The sequence below is a fragment of the Micromonospora sp. 15K316 genome (assembly GCF_004348525.1).
Lineage (GTDB): Bacteria > Actinomycetota > Actinomycetes > Mycobacteriales > Micromonosporaceae > Micromonospora.
Map to the genome: position 1 here is coordinate 1 of NZ_SMKG01000089.1, position 23,128 is coordinate 23,128.

A 23,128-nucleotide genomic window follows, 5' to 3' on the forward strand; every position below is an offset into this window, starting at 1 on the left:
GCGTGGCGGGCCACATTGGTCAGTGCCTCCTGGACGACCCGGTACCCGGCCTGGTCGACCTCGGTGGGCACGTCCTGGGGCGGGCCGGTGACCGTCACCTGCACCGGCACGCCGGCCGCCCGGGTCCGCTCGGCGAGCTCGTCCAGCCGGGCCAACCCGACGCGGTCCCCGTCGGAGGGTGAGCGCAGGACGCCCAGCGTCGCACGCAGTTCGCGCATCGCGGCGGCGCTGGCCTCCTGGATCGCCAGCAGCGCGGCCGGCGGCTCCGTGCCGTGCTTGCGCGCCAGGTGCACGGCGATCCCCGCCTGCACCTTGATCACCGAGATGCTGTGGGTCAGCGAGTCGTGCAGATCCCGGGCGATGCGCAGGCGCTCCTCCCCGGCGCGACGCAGCGCCGCCTCCTCGCGGGTGCGTTCGGCCTCGACCACCCGCTGCTCGACCTGCTCCAGGTACGCCCGGCGCTGCCGCGCCACGAGCCCGGCGACGTTGGCCGCCACGAACCAGCCCAGCAGCAGCGACGTCCGCTCGACGATCTGCTGGCCGGGCCGGCCCGCGGGCGCCACCGAGATGTCGTGGGCGAGGAAGCCGCCGAGGAAGATGAAGCTGGCCAGGGCGGCGCTCGTGCGGTGTCCCCGCCAGGCGGCGACGTAGACCGCGCCGAGGACGGGGAAGGCGGCGGACGCTCCGGGGTGCACCCGGACGTGGAGAGCCAACATGGCGGCGCTCACCGCGATCAACGCCGGCACCGGGTACCGCCGGCACGCCGCCAGGGCGACCGCCATCACCAGGACGAGGGCGACGTCGGTCGCTCGCACCGGTGCGGCGTCCGGGGCGAGCGCGGCGTTGCCGAGCAGGAGGACGCCGAGGGCGAGGCCGCTCAGGGCGTACGGCAGGTCGCGGCGCATGGTCGCACTGTAGAACGGCCCTGGCCGGCGGAGCATCCTCCTCGCGCGGTAGCTGGGGCGTACTGCGGACGTGGTATCGGCGGCCGGGCAGGTGCCTGCGGCGGCACGACGCTTTCCCGGCCCGCCGGGACGAGCATCGACGCCATGACGTACCGCTTCTTCACCCCCGCTCCCCCGAAGGTGGCGACCGGCCGCACCGCGGAGGTCTACCGGCAGCTCCGGGACGAGTTCCTCGGGCCGGTGCCCACCTTCCGGGCGCTGTCGGCCGCGCCGGAGGTGCTGGCCGCGACGTGGGCGCTGATGCGCGAGTCCCTGCTCGCCGGCGACGTGTCCCGGGTCGACCGCGAGCTCGTCGCGTCGGCCGTGTCCCGGGCCAACCGCTGCCGGTTCTGCGTCGACGCCCACGTGATGCTGCTGCACGCGCTCGGTGAGCACGAGCTGGCCGAGGTCACCGCCCGGGGCGGAACGCCGGCGGACCCGAGGCGGGCCGCGCTCGCCGCCTGGGCCGAGGCCAGCCGTACCCCCGAAGCCGCCGACTGGGGCAGCCCGTACCGCCCCGAGGTCACCGGTACGGCCCTCGTCTTCCACTTCGTCAACCGGGTCGTCTCGGCGCTGCTCGACCCCGATCTGCTCCCCGGCGGCCTGCAGCGCTCGCCGATGGTGCGATCGGTCGGCGGCCGGCTCTACGCCCGGGCGGCCCGCGAGCCGAAGGCGCCCGGACGCGCCCTGTCGCTCCTGGACGCCGAGCCGGCGCCGCCACCGGCGTGGGCCGGGGAGAGCCCGGTCGGCGTCGCGTACGCCTCGTTGCGGAGCGCCGCGGGCCGGGGCGGGGAGTTGCTGGGCGCCGTGGCACGCCAGACCGTCACGGCGACCGTGCGCTGGGAGGACGGGCGGCACCCGGCCCGGCCCGCGGAGTGGGCCGCCGACCTGATCCGGGACCTGCCCGGCGCGGACCGGGTGGGTACGCGGATCGCGCTGCTGGCGGCGTTCGCGCCCGCCGCCATCCGCGCGGGCGACGTCGCCCTCTGGCGGTTGTCCCATCCGGACGACGCCGACCTCGTACGGCTGGTCGCCTACGGCGCGATCACCGCCACCGAGCACGTCGCCCAGACCCTCTCCCCGGCTCAGCTCTAGGAGGTCAGCCATGCGCAAGGCCCTGGTCGTCGCCAGCCTGCTGTTGCTCGTCGCGTTTGCCCTGCAGTTCGTCTTCGCCGCCGTGGGCGCGTTCACCAAGCCCGCGGATGAGAGTGCGTACACCCTGCACAGCATCACCGGGATGGCGGTCATCCCCGTCCTCACCCTGCTCACCATCCTGTTGGCCGCGCTGGCGAGGGCGCCGGGGCGGGTCGTCGGGATGGCGGTCCTGCCGCTCGGTCTCGTCGTCCTGCAGGCGCTGCTCGCGATGTTCGCGAACGCCTTCACCGACGCCGCAGGGGCCAGCACCCCGATCGGCCTGACCGTCGCCGGACTGCACGCGGTCAACGGGATCGTCGCGGTGCACGTGGTGGTCGGTCTCCACCGGGCGGCGCGGCAGCTGGCCGACCCGGCCCCGGCCGCCGCCGCCCGCGTGGTCGTCCGGGAGGGGGAGCCGGCGTGAGCACCGGTTCGCTGCTCGCTGCCGACCTGGTGATCGCGGTCCTGGCGACCGCCGGGTGGCTGGGCGGCGGCGCCGCGTCGGCCGCCCGGCGCCGTCGGCTCACACTGGGATTCGCCGCCGTCGCGCTGCTCGCCACCCTCGCCCGCGCCGTCACGATCGTCGCGCTCGCCCGCGCCGGCTGGTGGTTCGCGGCGGAGAAGGTCGTCGTGGCCGCGCCGCTGTCACTGGCCGCGCTGCTCGTCGCCGGGGTGCGCCTGCTGCGCCCGCCGGCCGACATCCGGTCCGCCGCGGTCGCGCTGCTCTTCGCCGGGTACGCGGGGAGCGGCGCCCTGCTCGTCACGCTCCTGCACGGCTACCCGGTGTCGCCGGGCGCGGCTCTGCTCGCGGTCGCCGGGGTGGCGGCGGCGACCACCGTCTCGTGGCGGGTGCTCGGTCCCCGCCCGTCGCCGGTGGTGTCGCGGGCGGCCGTCGGGGTGGCGGTCGCGGCCCTGGTGACCGGAACGGGCCTGGCCGCCGCCCCGGACGCCGTTCGCGAGGTCCCGCACGAGCACGAGTATCGGGACACCGGGGCCGTGGGCGAGCCGACCCGACGGTTCACGCTGACGGCCGGGACCGCGACGGTGCGCGTGAGCGGCCGGGACGTCGCGGCGTGGGCGTTCGACGGGCAGGTGCCGGGGCCGGAGCTGACCGCCGACGTCGGCGACGTCCTGGAGGTGACCCTGCGCAACCGGGACATCGCGCGGGGCGTGACGCTGCACTGGCACGGGTACGACGTGCCGAACGGTCAGGACGGGGTGCCCGGTGTGACGCAGGAGGCGGTGCCGCCGGGGCAGGAGTTCGTCTACCGGTTCCGCGCCGACCAGGCCGGGACGTACTGGTACCACACGCACGCGGTCTCCGACGTCGGCGTACGGATGGGGTTGTACGGGGTCCTGGTGGTGCGCCCGGCGCCGGTGACCGGCGTCGACGTCACGGTGCCGGTGCACACGCTGGCGGGGCTCACGTTGCCGCAGCCGCGGACGGAGCAGGTCGAGGCGGGCGTGCCCGTCCGGCTGCGGCTGATCAACACGGACAGCACCACGCACCGGTACGCCCTGGCCGGCACGGCGTTCCGGGTCGCCGCGATCGACGGCTCGGACCTGCGGGGCCCGACGCCGGCCGTGGAGACCGCCGTGCTGATCCCGGCCGGCGGGCGCTACGACCTGGTGTTCACCGCGCCGGCCACGCCGGTGGCGCTCTTCGTCGACGGCCGGGCGGTCTGGTCGACCGGCCCGGTGTCGACGGCGACCGGCTCGTGGCCGGTGCTGGATCCGCTCGGCTACGGCGCCGGCGCTCCGGCGCCCTGGGCGCGGTTCGACCGGGAGTTCACAGTCGTCCTCGACCGCGGCCTCGACCTGCGCGGGCTGCTCCCGCGGTACGCCCACACCGTCAACGGCGCGGCCGCGCCGGACATCCCGGCCCAGGTCGTACGCCTCGGCGACATCGTGAAGTTCACCGTCGTGAACCGGTCACTGGTGGTGCACCCGTGGCATCTGCACGGGCATCACGTCCTGGTGCTGGCCCGCAACGGGGCGCCGGCGACCGGTAGTCCGTTGTGGTGGGACTCGTTCGACGTACGCCCCGGCGACGTCTGGGAGGTGGCGTTCCGGGCGGACAACCCCGGAGCCTGGGCCAACCACTGCCACAACCTGCCGCACGCCGACGCCGGCATGATGCTGCACCTGATGTACCGGTGACCCGCGCCGGGGACTTCAGTCGTGGTCGGGACCGGCCGCCTGGACGGTCGAGACGGGGGTGCCGAGCTCGACGGTGCGGGAGACGGTGCAGAGCCGGTCGTGTGACTGCTGCAGCGCTCGGGGCAGCGCCTCGCGCGCCTTGTCGCCCTCCGCGCCCTCCGGGAAGGTCACGGTGAACTCGACCTTGAGGTTCTGCATCCGGTTTCCGCTCTCGTCCCGGATCTTGTCGCCGCTGACGCGGAGGGAGAACCGGTCCGGTTCGGCCCGGCGGCTGGTGATGTGGTCGACGTCGATCGCGGTGCAGCCGCCGATGGCGGCCAGGAGCAGTTCCACAGGGGTGAAGCTGCCGTCCTCACCGGTGCCGACCGAGATCGATCCGCCGCGAACGTTCCGCACGACGTACTGCCCGAGGCTGGTGCGCTCGATCTCCACCGAGCGGAAGGTGTCCGAACTCATGACAGGGACGCTACCCAGGCTTTCCGCTGCCGCGGCCACCGGCCCGGCCGAGGGTGGGCCAGGCCGCTCGACGATCGAGAGCGTCGAGGACTGACGGGATTCGGCGGCTGTCGTCCGGCGGCCGCCGGGACCGCTCGTCCGCAGCGGTACGAGCCAGGCAACAACCCTCCGCCACCATCCGCCCTCGGGGCGTAGGACGGGAGAAACCTCGCATCGGGCGGGGCATCACCCCGGCAGCGACGCCCCGAGCGGCGGTCGTGTGGTGCACGAATTTCGCTCGTGGTCGACCTGCCAGGGCGCGGTGTAGCCTCTGATCGGACATGCTGTCTAGACACTATGTCTTGGCAGCCGCCGGGCCGGCTCACCGGACCGGACGATCAACGAGGAGTGGATGATGAAATACCGCCTGCTGGGGCGTACCGGGGTCTGGGTCTCCGAGATCTCGCTGGGCACGATGACGTTCGGTGGCGCGTCCCACCCGGTCTGGGGCGCCCTGGGCGCACTCGGGCCGGCTGATGTCGATCGTCTGGTCGGCGCGGCGCTCGACGCCGGTGTCAACTTCATCGACACCGCCGACTTCTACAGCGACGGGGAGTCCGAGGAGCTGCTCGGTCAGGTGCTCAAGGACCGTCGGCGGGACGTCGTCCTGGCCACCAAGCTGTACTCCCCGATCGGGCCGGGCCCGAACGACAACGGCCTCTCCCGGCTGCACGTGATGCGGGCCCTGGAGGACAGCCTGCGCCGGCTGCGCACGGACCACATCGACCTGTACCAGATCCACCAGTTCGACCACCTGACCCCGATCGAGGAGACGCTGGGCGCGCTCGACGACGCGGTCCAGCAGGGCAAGATCCGCTACATCGGCTGCGCCAACCTCGCCGCCTGGCAGATCAGCCACGCGCTCGGCATCTCCGCGCAGCATCACCAGGCCCGGTTCGTCTCGGCGCAGGTCTACTACTCGCTGCTCGGTCGCGACGTCGAACGCGAGCTGGTGCCGATGGCCGAGGCGCAGGGCGTCGGGCTGACCGTGTGGAGCCCGTTGGCCGGCGGCTTCCTCTCCGGCAAGGTCACCCGTGACGGCATCACCGACGCCGGCTCGCGCCACGCCGCGGGCTACGAGTTCCCGCCGATCGACCGGGAGCGTGGTCACGACGTGCTCGACGTCGTGCGAGCTGTCGCCGCCCGGCACGGGGTGAGCCCGGCCCGGGTGTCGCTCGCCTGGCTGCTGGCCCAGCGCGCCGTCACCAGCGTCATCGTCGGTGCCCGCAAGGCGGAGCAGCTCGTGGACAACGTGGCCGCCACCGAGCTGGCCCTGACCGCGCAGGACCTGGCCGAGCTCGACGCGGTCAGCGCCCTGCCCACGGCCTACCCGAACTGGATCCAGCAGATGTTCGCCCCGACGCGGGTGCCGCAGCAGCGCAGCGCCGCCGTGCCGGACCCGGCGTAGCAACACCCGTCGCCCGCCCCGGCGCAGGGCCGCCGACCCCGGTCGGGGCCGGCCGGGGCGGTCATCGGGCTCCACACATCGTCGAATCTCATGGAGATACGGGGGAACCGTTCATGTCTGCCACAGCCGCACCGAACCCGAGACGCTGGACAGCGCTGCTCGTCATCTCGCTCGCCCAGCTCATGGTGGTGCTCGACTCCACGATCGTGAACATCGCACTGCCCGCCGCACAGCACGATCTCGGCTTCTCCGACGGCACCCGGCAATGGGTGATCACCGCCTACACGCTCGCCTTCGGAGGGCTGCTGCTGCTCGGCGGCAGGATCGCCGACATCGCCGGGCGCAAGCGCACCTTCCTGGTCGGCCTGCTCGGCTTCGCCGCCGCCTCGGCGATCGGAGGTTTCGCGGTCAACACCGGCATGCTGCTCGGCGCCCGGGCGCTACAGGGCTTCTTCGCCGCGCTGCTCGCCCCGGCCGCGCTGTCGCTGGTGACCGTGACCTTCACCGACGTACGGGAACGGGCCAAGGCGTTCGGTGTCTTCAGCGCCGTCGCCGGTGGTGGCGGCGCGCTCGGCCTCATCCTCGGCGGGGTGCTCACCGAGTACCTCGACTGGCGGTGGTGCCTCTACGTCAACGTACCGATCACGCTGGTCGCCGGAGTGGGCGCCGTGCTGGTGATCCGCGACGTGGCGCACTCGCGCAACAGCGACCGGCTCGACATCCCGGGCGCGCTGCTGGCCAGCCTCGGCCTGGTCAGCCTGGTGTACGGGTTCACCCGGGCCGAGACCGACGGCTGGACGGCCGCCTGGACCCTGGGCTCGTTCGCCGCCGCGGTGGTGCTGCTGGCCGCGTTCGCGGTCGTGGAGTCCACGGTCCGCGCACCGCTGCTGCCACTGCGCGTCGTCACCGAGCGCAACCGGGGCGGCGCCTTCCTCGGGCTGGGGGTCGCCGTGATCGGCATGTTCGGTCTGCTGCTGTTCCTCACCTACTACCTGCAGACCGTCAAGCACTGGTCGCCGGTCCTCAGCGGTGTGGCGTTCCTACCGATGGTGATCGGCCTGGTCATCGGGTCCGCGCAGATCGGTCCCCGGCTGCTGCACCGGGTCGCGCCGCGCATGCTGATGGCGCCGGGCTTCCTGGCCGGGGCGCTCGGCATGCTGCTGCTCACCCAGCTCAGGATCGACAGCTCGTACCTGTGGCCGATCCTGCCCTGCATGGTCCTGCTCGGCCTGGGCCTGGGCGTCGGCTTCATCACCGCCATGCACCTCGCCGCGCACGGCGTGCAGCCGCGCGACGCGGGTGTCGCATCCGCGATGGTCAACACCTCGCAGCAGATCGGCGGCTCGATCGGCACCGCGCTGCTGAACACCATCGCCGCCGGTTCCACCGCGGCCTGGCTCACCACGCACCTCGCCGGCCGGCCGACTCCGCAGGTGATGAACGAGGCGGCCGTGCACGGTTACGTCACGGCGAGCTGGTGGACCTTCGGCGTGATGCTGGCCGCTGCCGCGATCGTCGTCGTCTTCGTCAACGCCAGGCGGGAGGGCGGCTCGGCGGCGCAGACCGGTGACGAGGAGGGGAACCAGAGCCAGGCGCCCGTGCTCACGCACTGACCCGCTCGACCGAAGCCGCCCGGGGGCCCTGTTCGTCGTGGGTACGAGCAGGGCCCCCGGGCGGCGCCGGGCCTGTGGCCGCGGGCTTCGACGCACGTCATCCCGGTTACCGTTGCCGTCGTGCGGGCGGTGACGAGCGAGACGATCGACTTCTCGGTGCTCGGCTCGATCAGGGTCGTCCGCGCCGGCGCCGAGCTGCACCTGGGCGCCCGCCAGCAGCGCCTGGTGCTGGCGCTGCTGCTGGCCCGGGCCGGTTCACCGGTCTCCCTGGCGGAGCTGGTCGACCTGCTCTGGGACGAGGAGGCGGCCCCGGCCAGCGCCGCGAACGTGGTGCACCGGCACGTCGGGGTGCTCCGGCGGCTCTTCGAGCCCGGCCTGCCCATCCGGTCGGCGGGCCGGTACATCCTCCGGGAACTCGCGGGCTACCGGCTGCACGCCGACGAGGACTCCCTCGACCTGCTGAGGTTCCGGTCACTGAGCCGGCTGGCCGGCCGACGCCTGCAGGACGGCGATCCGGAGTCGGCGCTGCGGCACTTCCTCGACGGGCTACGGCTGTGGCGCGGCCGGTGCGCCACCGGCCTGGAACCGGCGTCCCGCCTGCACCCCGCCTTCCTCGCCGTGGAGGCCGAACGCGCCCAGGCGGTGCGCGAGGCCGCCGACGCCGCCGAGCGCTGCGGCCGGCTGAGCGCCGTGCTGCCGCCGTTGCGGCAGGCCGCCGAACAACATCCGCTCGACGAGTCGCTGCAGAGCCGGCTGCTGCTCGCCCTCGCCGCCGACGGGCGCCAGGCGGAAGCCGTCGAGACGTACCGGGTCGTGCGCCGCAGGCTCGCCGAGGACCTGGGCATCGACCCCGGCGACGAGCTGCGGGAGGCGTACGACCGGCTGCTGCACCAGCGCACCCGGCCCGCGCGGGCCGGATCGCCGTCACCGCTCCCCCGGCCCGCGCAGCTCCCCGCGGACCTGCCCTTCTTCGTCGGCCGCGAGCACCTCGTCGCCGAGGCCCGGGCGGCGGTCGCGCGGCCGGGTGGGCCGACGGTGCTCGCGATCGACGGCATGCCGGGGATCGGCAAGACCGCCCTCGCCATCCACCTCGCGCACCAGTTCGCCGCCGACTTCCCGGACGGCCAGCTCTACGTCGATTTGCGCGGGTACGACGGGCGGGAGCCGGCGATGAGCCCGACCGAGGCGCTGCGCGGCTTCCTCGGCTCACTCGGGGTGCCGCAGGAGAGCATCCCCGCCGAGCTGCACGCCCAGGCCGGCATGTACCGCAGCAGCCTCGCCGGCCGGCGCCTGCTGATCGTCCTCGACAACTGCCGGGACGCCGAGCAGATCCGGCACCTGCTGCCGGGCGGCCCCGGGTGCCTGGCGATCGTCACCAGCCGCAGCCGGCTCAGCGCACTGCTGACCACGGCCGGCGCCCACCCGTTGCCGGTCGGCCTGCCGAGCATCGAGGAGGCCCGGGCGGCGCTCATGGGACCGCTCGGCGCCGACCGCGTCGCGGCGGACCGGGCCGCGATCGACGCCATCATCGCCAGTTGCGGACGGTTGCCGCTCGCGCTCTCCGTGGTGGCCGCCCGCGCGGCGAGCCTGCCGCGGACGCCGCCGGCGCAGATCGCCGCCGAGCTGGCCCGAGCGCCGGGAAGCCTGGACGGCTTCGACGACGACGACCCGCAGACCGGCCTCCGTGCGGTCTTCTCCTGGTCCTACCAGGCGCTCTCCGTGCCGGCCGCCCGGCTCTTCCGGTTGCTGCCGATCCATCCCGGCCCGGACTTCTCCATCGCCGCCGCGGCGGGCCTGGCCGGCGTGGCGCTGCGCACCGGGCGGGCGCTGATCGGCGAGCTGAGCCGCGCGCACCTAGTCAGCGAGGACCCGCCGGGCCGCTACCGCAGCCACGACCTGCTCCTGGCCTACGCCACCGAGCTCGGCGAGGAGCACGACAGCCCGGCCGAGCGCGCCGCCGCGGAACTGCGCTGCCTGCACTTCTACCGGGCCACCAGCTACCAGGCGCACCAGCGGCTGCTGACCTCCGAGCATCGCCCGCTGATCGAGCCGGGGCCGGGCGATACCCCGCTGCGCTTCGCCGGGCACGGCGACGCGATGCGCTGGTTCGCCGCCGAACGACAGGTCCTCATCGCGCTGGTCGGCTCGGCCGCCCGGCAGGGCCGGCACACCGAGGCGTGGCAGCTCGCGCTGGGCATGCAGCACTACTTCGAACGCAGCGGCCGGTGGACCGACTGGACGACGACCGGCGAGGTCGCCCTCGACGCCGCCCGGGCGGGCGGCGACCTGGTCGGGCAGGCTCGGATGCACCGCAGCCTGGCCGGGGCGGCCTACTTCCGGCACGAGCACGACGCCGCCGTCGGGCACCTCGACCAGTCGCTCGAGCTGCTCGCCCGGCTCGGCCTGCCCGGCGAGACGGCCAGGGCCCAGATCAACCGGGCGATGATCCTCGCCGCCCAGGGGCGGCACGAGGAGGTCGTCCGGTCGCTCACCGCGACGCTGGGGCGACAGGTGGCCGGCGACGACAAACTCCTCGCGGACACCCTGGTGATCATCGGTGCGAGCAACGCCGGACTCGGCCGGGAGGACGAGGCCGTGCGCTGCGCCGAGGAGGCGATGGCGCTCTCGCGCGGGGCGCAGTACCGGCTCGGCGTCGCCGAGGCGTGGGAGCTGCTCGGCCAGGTGCACTCCACTCGCGGTGAGCTCGGCAAGGCGGTCGAGTGCTGGCGCGCGGCGGCGGTCGCCTACCAGGAGGCGTCGGCGTCGGCGCAGGCCGCCGAGGTGCTGGCGCTGCTCGGCGACGCTCTCGCCGCCGCGGGCGACCGGGACGCCGCGGCGCGGGCGTGGCGGGAGGCGCTGGCCCTGATCCCGTACGCGCAGACCCGCACCGCCCGACGCCTGGCCGACCTGCTCGGGGCGGTCACGTCACGTCGATGACCGGTCGCGTTCGGCGACGGCACTCGATCAGCACTTCCGCGTCAGTCCAATCGCATCACCCGTCCCTAGGCTCGTGCCGCACACCGTTGCGCCTGGCTGTGGGGGTTGACCGTGCTGCGGGCATCCGACGAGACACCGGCCGGCCGGGCCGACCGCATGACCACACTGCACGCGGAGCACGCCCCTGCCGTGCTGCGTCTGCTCTTCGTGCTGACCCGCGGCCAGCGCCAGACCGCCGAGGACCTGCTCCAGGAGACGATGCTGCGGGCCTGGCGGAACCTCGACTCGGTGCCGACCGAGCCGGACGCCGCGCGCCGGTGGCTCTGCACCGTCGCCCGCCGGCTCGTCATCGACGACGTCCGGCTGCGGCAGGGGCGGCCCGCCGAGATCCAGCTCGTCGACATGACCTGGATACCCGCCGGCGACGACACCACCGGAAGTGCGCTGGCGTCGTACGCCATCGGCCGCGCGCTCGGCCGGTTGAGCGCCGCGCAGCGCAGCCTGCTCTCCGAGGTGTACCTGGTGGGACGGTCACCGGAGGAGGTCGCGGGTCGACTCGGGTTGCCGATCGGCACGGTGAAGTCGCGGACCCACTACGCGCTGCGGGCGCTGCGCACCGGCCTGGAGGCGGCCTGAGCAGGGGCTGCCCCGCCGGCCGGCCCACGCGCTGAGTCGACCCTCACGTTGCCGCCACGCGCGCCCCGCCACCGCGGTGGGTCCTGCCATGCTGTGCCGGTCGTTACCACCCGGACCGGTATGGATCGCATCGAGATGACCAGCCCGCTCTCGTTCTCCGTTCTCGGCCCGGTGCGCGTCCGGCGTGGGCGGACCGAGATCGATCCGGGCACCCGGCAGCAGCGGCTGATCCTGGCGCTGTTGCTCGTCCGGGCCGGTGGCGCGGTCAGCGTCGCCGAACTCGTCGAACTGCTCTGGGAGGCGGCTCCGCCGCCCAGCGCCGTCAACGTGGTGCACCGGCACGTCGGGATGCTCCGGCGGCGTTTCGAGCCGGGCCTGCCGAGGCGGGCGGCCGGCTCGGTGCTGATCCGCGACGGCGCCGAGTACCGGCTGCCGGTCACCGAGGAGTCACTCGACCTGCTGCGTTTCCGGCGCCTCGTCGGCCGGGCCGCCGCCGGCGCCGGCGAGCCGGCCGTCGAGCTCTACCGGGACGCACTGGCGCTCTGGCGCGACAGGTGCGTCTCGGGCCTGCACACCGGCGACCGGGTCCATCCGGAGTTCGTCGCGGTCGACCGCGAGCGCTTCACGGCCGTGCGCGCGGCGACCGACGCCGCGCTGCGGGCCGGCTGCGTGCACCTGGTGCTGCCCGCGATCCGGCTGGCCGCCGCGTTCGAGCCACTGGACGAGGCGTTGCAGGCACGGCTGCTGCTCGCGCTCGCCGCGGACGGCCGACGGGCCGAGGCGCTCGCGGCGTACGCCGAGGTCACGCAGCGGCTCGCCGACGGGCTCGGCATCCAGCCGGGCTCCGACCTACGCGCGGCCCGGGAACGCCTGCTCGGCCCCGACACCCCGCCCGACGGCTCCGGCTCCGGGCGCGGGTTCGCGACGGCGGGTGTGCGGCGGCGGTCGGCCGGGCCGGGTCTGTCGTTTCCGGGACGGGTCGAGTCGCCGGCGCAGCTGCCGGCCGACCACCCCTACTTCACCGGTCGCCGGGCCGCCGTGGCCGCCGCCGAGCAGCTCCTCGCCGCAGAGCCGCCCACCACCGCGCTGCTCGTCGGCGGGATGCCCGGCGTCGGGAAGACCACCTTCGCGGTGCACCTGGCGCACCGGTTGGCCGCCCGCTACCCGGACGGGCAGTTGCACGCGGACCTGCGCGGTTTCGACTCCGGTGACTCGGTGATGACCCCGGGGGAGGCGCTGCGCGGCTTCCTCTGGTCGCTCGGCGTCGCACCGCCCGCCATTCCGGCCGAGCTGCCCGCCCAGGCCGCCCTCTACCGCGACATCCTGGCCGAGCGCCGGGTGCTGATCCTGCTCGACAACTGCCGCGACTGGGAGCAGGTCCGGCACCTGCTGCCCGGCACCGGCGGCAGCCTCGTCATCGCCACCAGCCGCCGCCGGATCGCCGACGGAGCCCGACCGTCGGGCGTTCGGCCGTTCCACCTCGATCTGCTGACCGACGCCGAGTCGCGCGAACTGCTCGTTCGCCGACTCGGTGGGACGGCGGACACGGACCGGGCCGCCGTCGACGAGATCGTCACGCGGTGTGGTCGTCTACCGCTGGCCCTGGCGCTGGTCGCCACCCGCAGCATCGGCCGGGCCGGGCTCAGCCTGCCCGCGGTCGCCGGTGAGCTGGCGGAGGCCGACGGCCGGCTGACCGGATTCGGGGACGCGCACGCCGACCTGGAGGCGACCTTCTCCTGGTCCTATCGGGCCCTGACTCCCGAGGCGGCCCGGCTCTTCCGGCTGCTGCCGCTGCACCCGACCGGGGTGCTGGGCACCGAGGCGGTGGCCGCGCTGGGTGGCCTGTCCCGGCGTTCCGCCCGCGGCCTGCTCGCCGAACTCGGCGGGCAGCTGCTGGTGCAGCCCGACGACGGGCGGTGGCGGATGCACGACCTGGTGCGTGCCTACGCCGCGGACCTCGGCGAGGAGCACGACGATTCGGCCGAGCGCGCCGCCGCCGTCGAGCGGCTCCACGACCACGTGTCCCGGACGCGGCGCCGGGAGGCGCCGCGTCCGGGGCCCACCGTCAGTACCGGTAGGCGCGGATGACGGTCTGCTTGACCGTGTTACCGCCGGTGTCGCTCGCGGCGGCCCGCAGCGAGACGAAGCCGTGTCCGCTCGGGTTGAGCACCAGGGCGACCGCCTTCTCGCCCAGACGCAGCACGGTGAGCTTGCGCCAGGTCTTGCCGTCGTCGAAGGACGCCTCGACGGTCAGCGTCCGGGTCCGGCCCGGCTCCGCTCCGACCTGGCGGTCGAGCGAGATCGGGATCGCGAAGAGCCGACCGGCCGGCGCCCGGTTGTCGATGTCGAGCTCCGGGCTGTACCGGATCGCCGTCATCGGCAGCTTCACCAGCTGACCGTCGGCCACCCGGCCGGACTTGAAGGTCCACTCCGCGTCGACGACCGTCGACAGGGTGAACGCCGGGTCGCTGCGGAAGGTCGCGGTCAGCTTGTAGTCACCCTTCTCCGCGGGCACGTTCCAGGTCCACGGCGCCTGGTTCGCGTCGCCGATCTTGGTCCCGTTGCGGTAGAGGTTCACCTGCACGCTGCCGCCGACGGGGTGCCGGAAGCCCATGTGCCCGGCGCCGTCACCGTGCAGCGGCCCCGGTCCGCCGATCGTGTCGCCCCAGTAGCGGGTGGCGTACTGCTGGCCGAAGTTCGGCTCCGGGAAGACCGGCCCGACCACCCCGTTGGCCCACTTCACGTCGTACGTGCGCCCGGGCTTGAAGCTGGTCCAGGGCGACTGGTAGTACGTGTACCCCTGCTGGGCCGAGGTGGACTGCCACACCGCCTTCTTGTCCTGGTTGTAGTACTCGGTGAAGGTGCTCGGCGCGTCGTAGGTGAAGCTCGGCGGGATGACCCGATCGTCGCGGTAGACCGGCGAGTTGCCGGGCGCGTGCGCGACGGCGGTCCGCGAAACCGGCACGTCGGCCACGTCCGCGCTGACCCGGGAGCGGACGGTGGCGAAGTCGTTCGCGCGCAGCTTGCGGGACAGCCCGGTCATCATCTTCTCGGGCTCGTAGAGGTAGACCCGGTAGACGTACGGGCTGTTGTGCAGGCTGCCGTCGTCGGCGACCTGGCCCCACATTCCGTGCACGTAGGAGACGAAGCCGGGCGTCTTGCCGGCCCCGATCTGCGCGGTCCGCACATGGTCGAAGGGGAGGTTCATCAGCACGCCGTACGGGTCGTTGCTGCCCCAGATCTGCGGCTGCTCCGTCCGGATCGTCCAGCCGGACTCGGGGAAGACCATGGTGGCCTTCGAGTTCGGCACCGACACCGTGATCGGCTTCGCCAGGCGGGCGTCCATGGTGAGCGCCTGGTCCCGGGTCAGGTCGAGGCTCGGCCGCACCAACGACGTGACCTGCGGGAAGTTCGGGTCGCCGCTCTGCAGGTAGGTCTGGACCAGGTAGCGGCCCGGACGGACCCGGTACGTGGTGGTGGCGGGATCGGCGAGCACCAGCACGGTCTGCCGGTCGAGGTCCGTCAGGACCGTCGCCCAGCCCTGCTCGGGCGTGGGCGCTCCGCCGTCGGGCCCGACGAGCTTGAGGGTCAGCCGCTGGCGGGCGATGTCGAGCGCGACCGGGGTCTGCACCCGCACGCCGTCGCCGGTGGCGGTCACCTCGCCGCCGAGGTAGCGGTCGGGCAGGTCGGCGCCGGTCCGGACGGTGACGGTCACGGTGGCCGTGCCACCGGCCGGGACGGTCACCGAGGAGGCGCTGAGGTGGAAGAGGTCGGCCGGCGCCGGAACGCCGTCGGCGTCCTTGGCGTCGAGGGAGAGAGCCAGGGTGGTGGCCGTGTCGCCGCTGTTCGCGTACGTGATCGTGCGCTGCTGTGCGGCGCTGGTCCGCTCGAAGGCGACGCTGACCGGGCTCGCGGTGACGGTCTGCCGGGTCGCCCGGGCGACGTCGAGGAAGCCGGCGCCCTGCTCGTAGACGCCGATGGCGGCGTTCGGCTGCGCGGCGGCCATCAGCGTGGACTTGATCCGCTCGGGCGTCCAGTCCGGGTGCTGCTGGGCCAGGATCGCCGCCGCACCGGCCACGTGCGGGGTCGCCATCGAGGTGCCGTTCATGCCGGTGTACTGCGGGTTCTCGGCGGTCGGCAGCTCGGAGGCCGAGCTGCGGGCGGCGACGATGCCGACGCCCGGGGCGGTGATGTCCGGCTTGATGCCGGCGTCGCCGGCGCGCGGGCCACGGCCGGAGAAGGAGGCCAGCTCGCCCGTCTTGGTCACGGCGCCCACGGTCAGCGCCTCGGCCACACTGCCCGGCGAGTCGATCGTGGACTCACCGGCCTCGCCGCTGTTGCCCGCGGCGACGACGAAGAGGGTGCCGTAGCGGTGGGTGAGGTCGGCTACGGCCGCCTCGATCGGGTCGGTCTCCGGGCTGTCCGGGCCGCCGAGGCTCATGTTGGCGACCTTGACGCCCTGCTGCGCCGCCCAGGTCATGCCGGCCAGGATCGCCGACTCCGGGCAGCCCTCCTGGACGCAGACCTTGGCGCTGTAGAGGGTGGCGCCGGGCGCCATGCCCTTGTACCGGCCCTGCGACGCCTCCCCGCCGCCGGCGATGGTGGAGGCGACGTGGGTGCCGTGGCCGACCCGGTCGAGGGCGTCCGGGTCGGCGGTGAAGTTCTCCGCGGCGGCGACGCGGCCGACCAGGTCGGGGTGGGTCTGGTCGACGCCGGTGTCGATCACGCCGACCTTCACCCCGGCACCCGTCCAGCCGGCCTGCCAGGCCTGGGGCGCGCCGGTGAGCGGGACGCTGACGTCGAGGCTGGGCCGGCGCAGGCCGTCGAGCCAGATCTTGTCGAAGCCGGTCCGCAGGCGCCGCTCGGTGCCGCTCGCGGTCGACGTGATGCTGTTCCAGAAGGACACCGCGTCCGCGCGGTTCTCCACGACGGCGCTCGCCCCGGAGAGCGTGCGGGTGGTCCGGGCGCCGGTGAGGCCGCCGGGGGCGGCGCCGCCGTGCTGGACGATGAGCGGCAGGGTGGCGCGGCTGTCGTCGTAGCCGAACTCGACGAGGGTCGAGATGTCGAAGAGCCGGGCGTCGAGCTTGCCCCGGTTGAGCAGGGCGACGGCGTCGGCGGGGATCACCCGCACGTCCTCGCCGGCGCTGTGGGTGATGAACGGGATCCGTTCCCGTCCCTTGCCGGGCACCACGTCGACGGCGGTCTGGCCGTTCACCGCGCTGACGTGGACGGTGTCGCCGGTGACGAGCGTGACCGTCCGGGGCTTGGCCGCCACGGCGGCCGTGGTGGCCCGCTGCGCGGCCGTGGGTGTGGCCGCCGGCGCCGGGGCGCCGGGCTGTGCGGATGCGGGCGAGCCGCCCGGCGCCACCGCCGAGACGCCCAGCACCAGCACTGCCAGCGCGGATAACTTGCGAACTGATCGCATCATGCTCCCTTGATGAATGCGAGAGGGTGTCCGGGTGCTCCAGACGTGTCGGGCGGGTGAAAGTTCAACCGAAGTGACCTGGGTCACTCCGGGTGCGGCGCGGGCCCGGCGGCCGGGACGGAGCTTCCGGTCTTCACGTCATAAAGGCGTTAGATGGTGACGGCCCGGGTCGATTGCGACGGCAAGGAGAAGCCCACTCGTTCACCCCCGGAACCGACCAGGACTCGCCGGGCGAGGTCAGGCCGGATGAGCGAGCGTGAAGCCAAAGACTTTTGTACGGTTCCTACAAACGATGCGGGCCCGGGTTCGGCGGTTACGACATGGCGCCACCGGCCGGGCGGCGGAAGGGTGATCACTACCGGGGCTTTTCCTGCCCCGGCGCATACGTGTGGGGTCTGCCGGGGGGTCTTCGGGTGTTCAGCCGTGTTGCCATCGTCAACCGAGGTGAGGCCGCGATGCGGCTCATCCACGCGGTCCGGGAGCTGGCCGCGGAGACCGGGACCCGGATCGAGACGGTCGCCTTCTTCACCGACGTGGACCGGACCGCCACGTTCGTCCGCGAGGCGGACATCGCCTACGACCTCGGTCCCGCCTCCGCGCGCCCGTACCTCGACCTGAAGGTGCTGGAGCGCGCGCTGGTGGAGTCCGGGGCCGACGCCGCCTGGGTCGGTTGGGGTTTCGTCGCCGAGGACCCGGCCTTCGCCGAGCTGTGCGAGAAGGTCGGGGTCACCTTCGTGGGCCCGAGCGCGGACGCGATGCGCAAGCTCGGCGACAAGATCGGCGCGAAGTTGATCGCCGAGGAGGTCGGCGTGCCGGTCGCGCCGTGGAGTCGCGGCGCGGTCGAGACCCTCGACGCCGCCCTGGCCGCCGCCGCCGAGATCGGCTACCCGCTGATGCTCAAGGCGACCGCGGGTGGCGGCGGACGCGGCATCCGCGTGGTCACGAACCCCGCCGAGCTCGCCGACGCCTACGAGCGCACCAGCCAGGAGGCCGCCCGGGCGTTCGGCAGCGGCGTCGTCTTCCTGGAGCGTCTGGTCACCGGCGCCCGGCACGTCGAGGTCCAGGTGATCGCCGACGGTCAGGGCACCGCGTGGGCGCTCGGCGTACGCGACTGCTCGGTGCAGCGACGCAACCAGAAGGTCATCGAGGAGTCCGCGTCGCCGGTGCTCAGCCCGGAGCAGGCGGCCGAACTCAAGTCCTCCGCCGAGCGGCTGGCCGTCGCCGTCGGCTACCGGGGCGCGGCGACCGTGGAGTTCCTCTACCACCCCGGCGACCGGCTCTTCGCGTTCCTCGAGGTCAACACCCGCCTCCAGGTGGAACACCCGATCACCGAGCTGACCACCGGCTTCGACCTGGTCAAGGCGCAGCTGCACGTGGCCTCGGGTGGGCGGCTCGACGGCGCGCCGCCGGTGGAGCGCGGGCACGCCATCGAGGCCCGGCTGAACGCCGAGGACCCGGACCGCGACTTCGCCCCCTCCCCCGGCCGCATCGCACGGCTGGACCTGCCCGCCGGGCCGGGCATCCGGGTGGACACCGGCGTCAGTGAGGGCGACAGCATCCCGGCCGACTTCGACTCGATGATCGCGAAGATCATCGCGTACGGCCGTGACCGGGACGAGGCGCTGGGCAGGTTGCGCCGGGCCATGGCGAACACCACGGTGATCATCGAGGGCGGCGCGACGAACAAGAGCTTCGTGCTCGACCTGCTCGACCAGCCCGAGGTCATCGACGCGAGCGCGGACACCGGCTGGATCGACCGGGTCCGCGGCCAGGGCCGGCTGGTCGCCCATCAGCACTCCGCTGTCGCGTTGGCGGCCGCCGCCATCGAGGCGTACGAGGAGGAGGAGCGCGTCGAGCGGCAGCGGCTGCTGTCGACGGCGGCCGGCGGGCGTCCGCAGGTGCAGCACAAGAGCGGCCGGCCGCTCGACCTCAAGCTGCGGGGCGTCAGCTACCGCCTGCGGGTGGCCCGGATCGGCGCGCACCGGTTCCGCGTCGGCGTCGAAGCCGGCGGCGGCGTCCGCACCGCCGACGTCGAGGTCGACCGCTTCGACCGGCACACCGGGCAGATCGCGGTCAACGGCGTCCGGTACCGCCTGCTCACCGGCGTGCACGGGCCGATCTTCCTGGTCGAGGTGGACGGCGTGACGCACCGGGTCAGCCGGGACGAGGGCGGCGTCCTCCGCTCCCCCATGCCCGCGCTGGTCGTGGCGACGCCGCTGGAGGTCGGCGCCGAGGTCGAGGCGGGCGCGCCGGTGCTGGTGCTGGAAGCCATGAAGATGGAGACGGTGCTGCGTGCGCCGTTCAAGGCGCGGTTGAAGGAGTGCGCCGTCGCGGTGGGCAGCCAGGTGGAGGCCGGCGCCACGCTGCTGCGGCTGGAGCCGATCGCCGACGGGTCCGCCGAGGTCACGGAGAACCCGGCCGCCGCCCCCGTCGAGCTGGACCTGCCCGCCGCGGCCGAGCAGGCCCCGGCGGCCGAGCGCGCCGCGCGTGGCCAGGAGGACCTGCGCGGGCTCCTGCTCGGCTTCGACGTGGACCCGCACGACAACCGTCGGGTGCTCGACGACTACCTGACCGCCCGGCAGGCGGCCGCCGACGACGGCCGGCGGCCGCTCGCCGCCGAGGTCGACCTCGTCAACGTCTTCGTCGACCTCGCCGAGCTGACCCGGAACCGACCGACGGGCGAGGACGGCGGCGCGAGCCACATCCACAGCGCCCGCGAGTACTTCCACACCTACCTGCAGAGCCTCGACGTGGAGCGGGCCGGGCTGCCGAGCGCGTTCCGGGCCAAGCTCGCCAAGGCGCTCGGCCACTACGGGGTCACCGAGCTGGAGCGCTCCCCCGAACTCGAAGCCGCCGTGTTCCGGATCTTCCTCGCCCAGCAACGCGCGGCCGCCGACGCCACGGCCGTCGCGACGCTGCTGCGCGCGTGGCTGCGGGAGTCCCCGCCGGACGCGGCGCTGCACGAGCCGGCCGGCCTCGCGTTGGAGCGACTGGTGGCCGCCACCCAGGTCCGCTTCCCCGTGCTCGCCGACCTCGCCCGCGGCGTGGTGTTCGCCTGGTTCGCCCAGCCGCTGCTGCGCCGCAACCGCGCCCGCGTCTACGCCGAGGTCCGCAAGCACCTGCGTCACCTGGACGCGCACCCGCAGGCGCCGGACCGCCGCGAGCGCATCGCCGAGATGGTACGCAGCACCGAACCGCTGGTCCGGCTGCTCGGTCAGCGGCTCGTCCACGACCACCTCGACAACGCGGTCATGCTGGAGGTGCTGACCCGCCGCTACTACGGCAACAAGGCGCTCACCGGTGTCACCACCCGGGCGGTCGCGGGCTGCACGTTCGTGGTCGCCGAGCGCGCCGAGTCGACAGTGGTCTCCGCCGCGGTGCGCTTCGACGCGCTGGGTGACGCGCTGCGCGGGCTCGGCGAGCTGGCGAGCGGCGGCGAGGCCATCGACGCCGACATCTACCTCGCCTGGGAGAACCAGCCCGAGGACTTCGACGCGACAGTGGTCGCGCTGCTCGACGTGATCAACGCCAACCCGCTGCCGCCGCAGGTCACCCGGCTCACCACCACCGTCGCGGGTCGCGGCGGCGCGGTGATGCACCACCACTTCACGTTCCGCCCGTCGGACGGTGGGATGGTCGAGGAGCGGCTGATCCGCGGCCTGCACCCGTACATCGCGCAGCGGATGCAGCTCGAGCGGCTGCACAAGTTCGACCTCACCCGGCTGCCCTCCTCCGACGAGGAGGTCTACCTCTTCCAGAGCGTGGCCCGGGAGAACCCGTCCGACCAGCGCCTCGTCGCGTTCGCGCAGGTGCGGGACCTGACCGAGCTACGTGAGCACGACGGCCGGCTGGTCTCGCTGCCGACCACCGAGGACGCCGTCGCCGCCTGCCTGGACTCGATCCGGCGCGCGCAGTCGCGGCGGCCGTCGAAGGTCCGCTTCAACACCAACCGGATCGTGATCTACGTCTGGCCGCCGAGCGACCTCACCCGCGAGGAGATGGAGATCATCGCCAACCGGGTGGGACCGACGACGGCGGGCGCCGGGCTGGAGGAGATCCTCTTCATCGCCCGCCAGCGCGACCGCGCGACCGGCGAGCTGACCAAGGTCGGGGTGCGGATCTCCTTCGACGGCACCGGCGGGGCCGAGCTGACCGTCGGGGAGCCGCCGGTCGAGCCGATCGAGCCGCTCGACGACTACCGGCTGAAGGTGCTGCGCGCCGCCAGCCGTAACACGGTCTACCCGTACGAGCTGACCCGGCTGCTCGGCGACTTCGTCGAGTACGACCTGGACGACGCGCACGCGCTGGTGCCCGTCGACCGGCCCAAGGGGCGTAACAGCGCCGCCGTCATCGCGGGTGTGGTCAGCACGCCCACCGCACGGCACCCGCAGGGTGTCACCCGGGTGGTGCTGCTCGGTGACCCGACGAAGGCCCTGGGCGCGTTGTCGGAGCCGGAGTGCCGCCGGGTGATCGCCGCGCTGGACCTGGCCGAGCGGATGCGGGTGCCCGTCGAGTGGTACGCGCTCTCCGCCGGCGCGCGGATCTCGATGACGTCGGGCACGGAGAACATGGACTGGGTGGCCGCGGCGCTGAAGCGGATCGTCGAGTTCACCCAGGACGGTGGCGAGATCAACATCGTCGTCGCCGGCATCAACGTCGGCGCCCAGCCGTACTGGAACGCCGAGGCGACGATGCTCATGCACACCAAGGGCATCCTGGTGATGACCCCGGACTCGGCGATGGTGCTCACCGGCAAGCAGGCGCTCGACTTCTCCGGCGGTGTCTCCGCCGAGGACAACTTCGGCATCGGTGGCTACGACCGGGTCATGGGCCCGAACGGCCAGGCGCAGTACTGGGCGCCGGACCTGGCCGGGGCGCGCGACGTGCTGATGGCGCACTACGAGCACACGTACGTGGCGCCGGGTGAGGGCACGCCGCGGCGGGCGAGCAGCACCGACCCGGTGGACCGCGACGTCTCCGACTTCCCGCACGTCGTGGCCGGCAGTGACTTCACCACCGTCGGCGAGATCTTCTCCGCCACCGCCAACCCGGACCGCAAGAAGCCGTTCGACATCCGGACGGTGATGCGGGCGCTCTCCGACCAGGACCACCCGGTGCTGGAACGTTGGGCGGGGATGGCCGACGCCGAGACCGCGGTGGTGCAGGACGTGCACCTCGGCGGCGTCCCGGTCTGCCTGCTCGGTATCGAGTCCCGGTCGGTGCCGCGGCGGGGCTTCCCGCCCACCGACGGCCCGGACACCTACACCGCCGGCACGTTGTTCCCCCGCTCGTCGAAGAAGGCCGCACGGGCGATCAACGCGGCCAGCGGCAACCGGCCGCTGGTGGTGCTGGCCAACCTGTCGGGCTTCGACGGCTCACCCGAGTCGCTGCGGGAACTCCAGCTGGAGTACGGCGCCGAGATCGGCCGGGCGATCGTGAACTTCCGCGGGCCCATCGTGTTCTGCGTGATCTCGCGGTACCACGGCGGCGCGTTCGTCGTCTTCTCGAAGGCGCTGAACCCCAACATGACGGTGCTGGCGCTGGAGGGCTCGTTCGCCTCGGTGCTCGGTGGCGCTCCGGCCGCCGCGGTGGTCTTCTCCGGCGAGGTGGACACCCGTACCGCTGCCGACCCGCGGGTGCGGGAGCTGGAGGCCCGCGTGGCGGCCGCCGCCGGCACCGACCGCGCCACGCTGACCGCCGAGCTCGGTGAGCTGCGCTCGTCGGTCCGCGCCGAGAAGCTCGGCGAGGTGGCCGCGGAGTTCGACCGGGTGCACAGCGTCCAGCGGGCCGTCGAGGTCGGCTCGGTCGACGCGGTGATCCGCACCGCCGACCTCCGTCCGCGCATCATCGAGGCGATCGAGTCGCACCTGCGCCGGCCGGTACAGCGGCCGCGGCAGGCGCCCGACGGGCACATCGCGATGACCTGACGGCGGGATCGGGCGACGCGGGGTGGAGTCCGCTCCCGATCGCGTCGCCCCCCGTCCCGGGCCCCGCGCCGCCGCGCGTGGCCCGATCGCCGGGAGCGGGCCGCGTCCTCCGGTTCGGTGGGCCGTCCCGCCCGGGACCGGGACGGCGGCGGCCGGGAGGGAGATGACTCACACCCGGCCTCCGCCCCGCCCGCCGATCGGTCGCCGCCCGGTAGGCTGCCGGGCGGCGCTGGTGCGTCCGGTCGTGATCCGACCGGACGTCGTAAGAGGGAATCCGGTGGAAATCCGGGACTGCCCCGCAGCGGTGAGTGGGAACGACCGCCGTCATCGGCACTGGGCGAACCGCCTGGGAAGCGACGGCCACTAGGAGACCGGTGAACACCGGTCACGCCCGCGAGTCCGAAGACCTGCCCGCGCTGCGTACACGAGGTGTGTGCGCTGCCGTCGAC

General features: G+C 73.8%; 12 protein-coding genes and 1 riboswitch. Of the genes, 9 read left to right on the forward strand and 3 right to left on the reverse strand.

Annotated elements, in window-relative coordinates; genetic code table 11:
• A partial coding sequence (locus E1211_RS18085; RefSeq protein WP_132350177.1) for a sensor histidine kinase occupies window positions 1-905 on the reverse strand: 905 nt, incomplete at its 3' end.
• 144 nt (window positions 906-1,049) lie between these two features.
• Here E1211_RS18085 and E1211_RS18090 point away from each other — a divergent pair.
• From E1211_RS18090 to E1211_RS18100, 3 genes are read left to right on the forward strand one after another with little or no spacing between them, the layout of a single operon-like run.
• The gene (locus E1211_RS18090; protein ID WP_132350178.1) at window positions 1,050-2,039 is read left to right on the forward strand and encodes a carboxymuconolactone decarboxylase family protein; all 990 of its coding nucleotides are present in this window, start codon (window positions 1,050-1,052) and stop codon (window positions 2,037-2,039) included.
• A 10-nt stretch (window positions 2,040-2,049) separates the two neighbouring features.
• A complete protein-coding gene (locus tag E1211_RS18095; protein ID WP_132350179.1) occupies window positions 2,050-2,502 on the forward strand; it encodes a DUF6220 domain-containing protein in 453 nt (150 codons plus the stop codon).
• Window positions 2,499-4,238 (forward strand): multicopper oxidase family protein, encoded by a 1,740-nt coding sequence (locus E1211_RS18100; protein WP_132350180.1) that lies wholly within the window; start codon window positions 2,499-2,501, stop codon window positions 4,236-4,238. The genes E1211_RS18095 and E1211_RS18100 overlap by 4 nt, the downstream gene beginning before the upstream one ends.
• 15 nt (window positions 4,239-4,253) lie before the next feature.
• Here the strand turns inward: E1211_RS18100 and E1211_RS18105 are convergent, their stop codons facing one another.
• Window positions 4,254-4,694 (reverse strand): OsmC family protein, encoded by a 441-nt coding sequence (locus tag E1211_RS18105; protein WP_132350181.1) that lies wholly within the window; start codon window positions 4,692-4,694, stop codon window positions 4,254-4,256.
• A gap of 394 nt (window positions 4,695-5,088) precedes the next feature.
• Here E1211_RS18105 and E1211_RS18110 point away from each other — a divergent pair, with 394 nt between their 5' ends.
• The 5 genes from E1211_RS18110 to E1211_RS18130 all read left to right on the forward strand — a co-directional run bounded on the left by E1211_RS18110 (window position 5,089) and on the right by E1211_RS18130 (window position 13,415).
• A complete protein-coding gene (locus tag E1211_RS18110) occupies window positions 5,089-6,141 on the forward strand; it encodes an aldo/keto reductase (protein ID WP_132350182.1) in 1,053 nt (350 codons plus the stop codon).
• 113 nt (window positions 6,142-6,254) lie between these two features.
• Window positions 6,255-7,754: an MFS transporter gene (locus E1211_RS18115; protein WP_132350183.1), complete on the forward strand. Its 1,500-nt coding sequence runs from the start codon at window positions 6,255-6,257 to the stop codon at window positions 7,752-7,754.
• A 120-nt stretch (window positions 7,755-7,874) separates the two neighbouring features.
• Window positions 7,875-10,691 (forward strand): BTAD domain-containing putative transcriptional regulator, encoded by a 2,817-nt coding sequence (locus E1211_RS18120; RefSeq protein ID WP_132350184.1) that lies wholly within the window; start codon window positions 7,875-7,877, stop codon window positions 10,689-10,691.
• Between the two features lie 156 nt (window positions 10,692-10,847).
• Entirely contained in the window at window positions 10,848-11,327 is a 480-nt protein-coding gene (locus tag E1211_RS18125; protein ID WP_132350185.1) for a sigma-70 family RNA polymerase sigma factor, read from the forward strand.
• 120 nt (window positions 11,328-11,447) lie between these two features.
• Window positions 11,448-13,415 carry a BTAD domain-containing putative transcriptional regulator gene (locus E1211_RS18130; protein WP_132350186.1) on the forward strand — a complete coding sequence of 656 codons (1,968 nt, stop codon included), beginning with the start codon at window positions 11,448-11,450 and terminating at the stop codon, window positions 13,413-13,415.
• Here the strand turns inward: E1211_RS18130 and E1211_RS18135 are convergent.
• On the reverse strand, window positions 13,393-16,755 hold the full coding sequence (locus E1211_RS18135; protein WP_243709579.1) for a S8 family peptidase: 3,363 nt from the start codon (window positions 16,753-16,755) through the stop codon (window positions 13,393-13,395). The two genes, E1211_RS18130 and E1211_RS18135, sit on opposite strands and share 23 nt — an antisense overlap.
• A gap of 410 nt (window positions 16,756-17,165) precedes the next feature.
• Here E1211_RS18135 and E1211_RS18140 point away from each other — a divergent pair, with 410 nt between their 5' ends.
• Entirely contained in the window at window positions 17,166-22,679 is a 5,514-nt protein-coding gene (locus E1211_RS18140) for a carboxyl transferase domain-containing protein (protein ID WP_132350187.1), read from the forward strand.
• Window positions 22,680-22,892: 213 nt separating this feature from the next.
• A riboswitch (cobalamin riboswitch) is annotated at window positions 22,893-23,109 on the forward strand.
• Window positions 23,110-23,128 lie beyond the last annotated feature (19 nt).

Excerpts from the sequence above, each read along its gene's own strand:
- E1211_RS18090 (WP_132350178.1), top strand. The coding sequence starts at position 1,050 with ATGACGTACCGCTTCTTCACCCCCGCTCCCCCGAAGGTGGCGACCGGC.
- E1211_RS18095 (WP_132350179.1), top strand. The coding sequence starts at position 2,050 with ATGCGCAAGGCCCTGGTCGTCGCCAGCCTGCTGTTGCTCGTCGCGTTT.
- E1211_RS18105 (WP_132350181.1), bottom strand. The coding sequence starts at position 4,694 with ATGAGTTCGGACACCTTCCGCTCGGTGGAGATCGAGCGCACCAGCCTC.
- E1211_RS18110 (WP_132350182.1), top strand. The coding sequence starts at position 5,089 with ATGAAATACCGCCTGCTGGGGCGTACCGGGGTCTGGGTCTCCGAGATC.
- E1211_RS18115 (WP_132350183.1), top strand. The coding sequence starts at position 6,255 with ATGTCTGCCACAGCCGCACCGAACCCGAGACGCTGGACAGCGCTGCTC.
- E1211_RS18125 (WP_132350185.1), top strand. The coding sequence starts at position 10,848 with ATGACCACACTGCACGCGGAGCACGCCCCTGCCGTGCTGCGTCTGCTC.
- E1211_RS18130 (WP_132350186.1), top strand. The coding sequence starts at position 11,448 with ATGGATCGCATCGAGATGACCAGCCCGCTCTCGTTCTCCGTTCTCGGC.
- E1211_RS18135 (WP_243709579.1), bottom strand. The coding sequence starts at position 16,755 with ATGATGCGATCAGTTCGCAAGTTATCCGCGCTGGCAGTGCTGGTGCTG.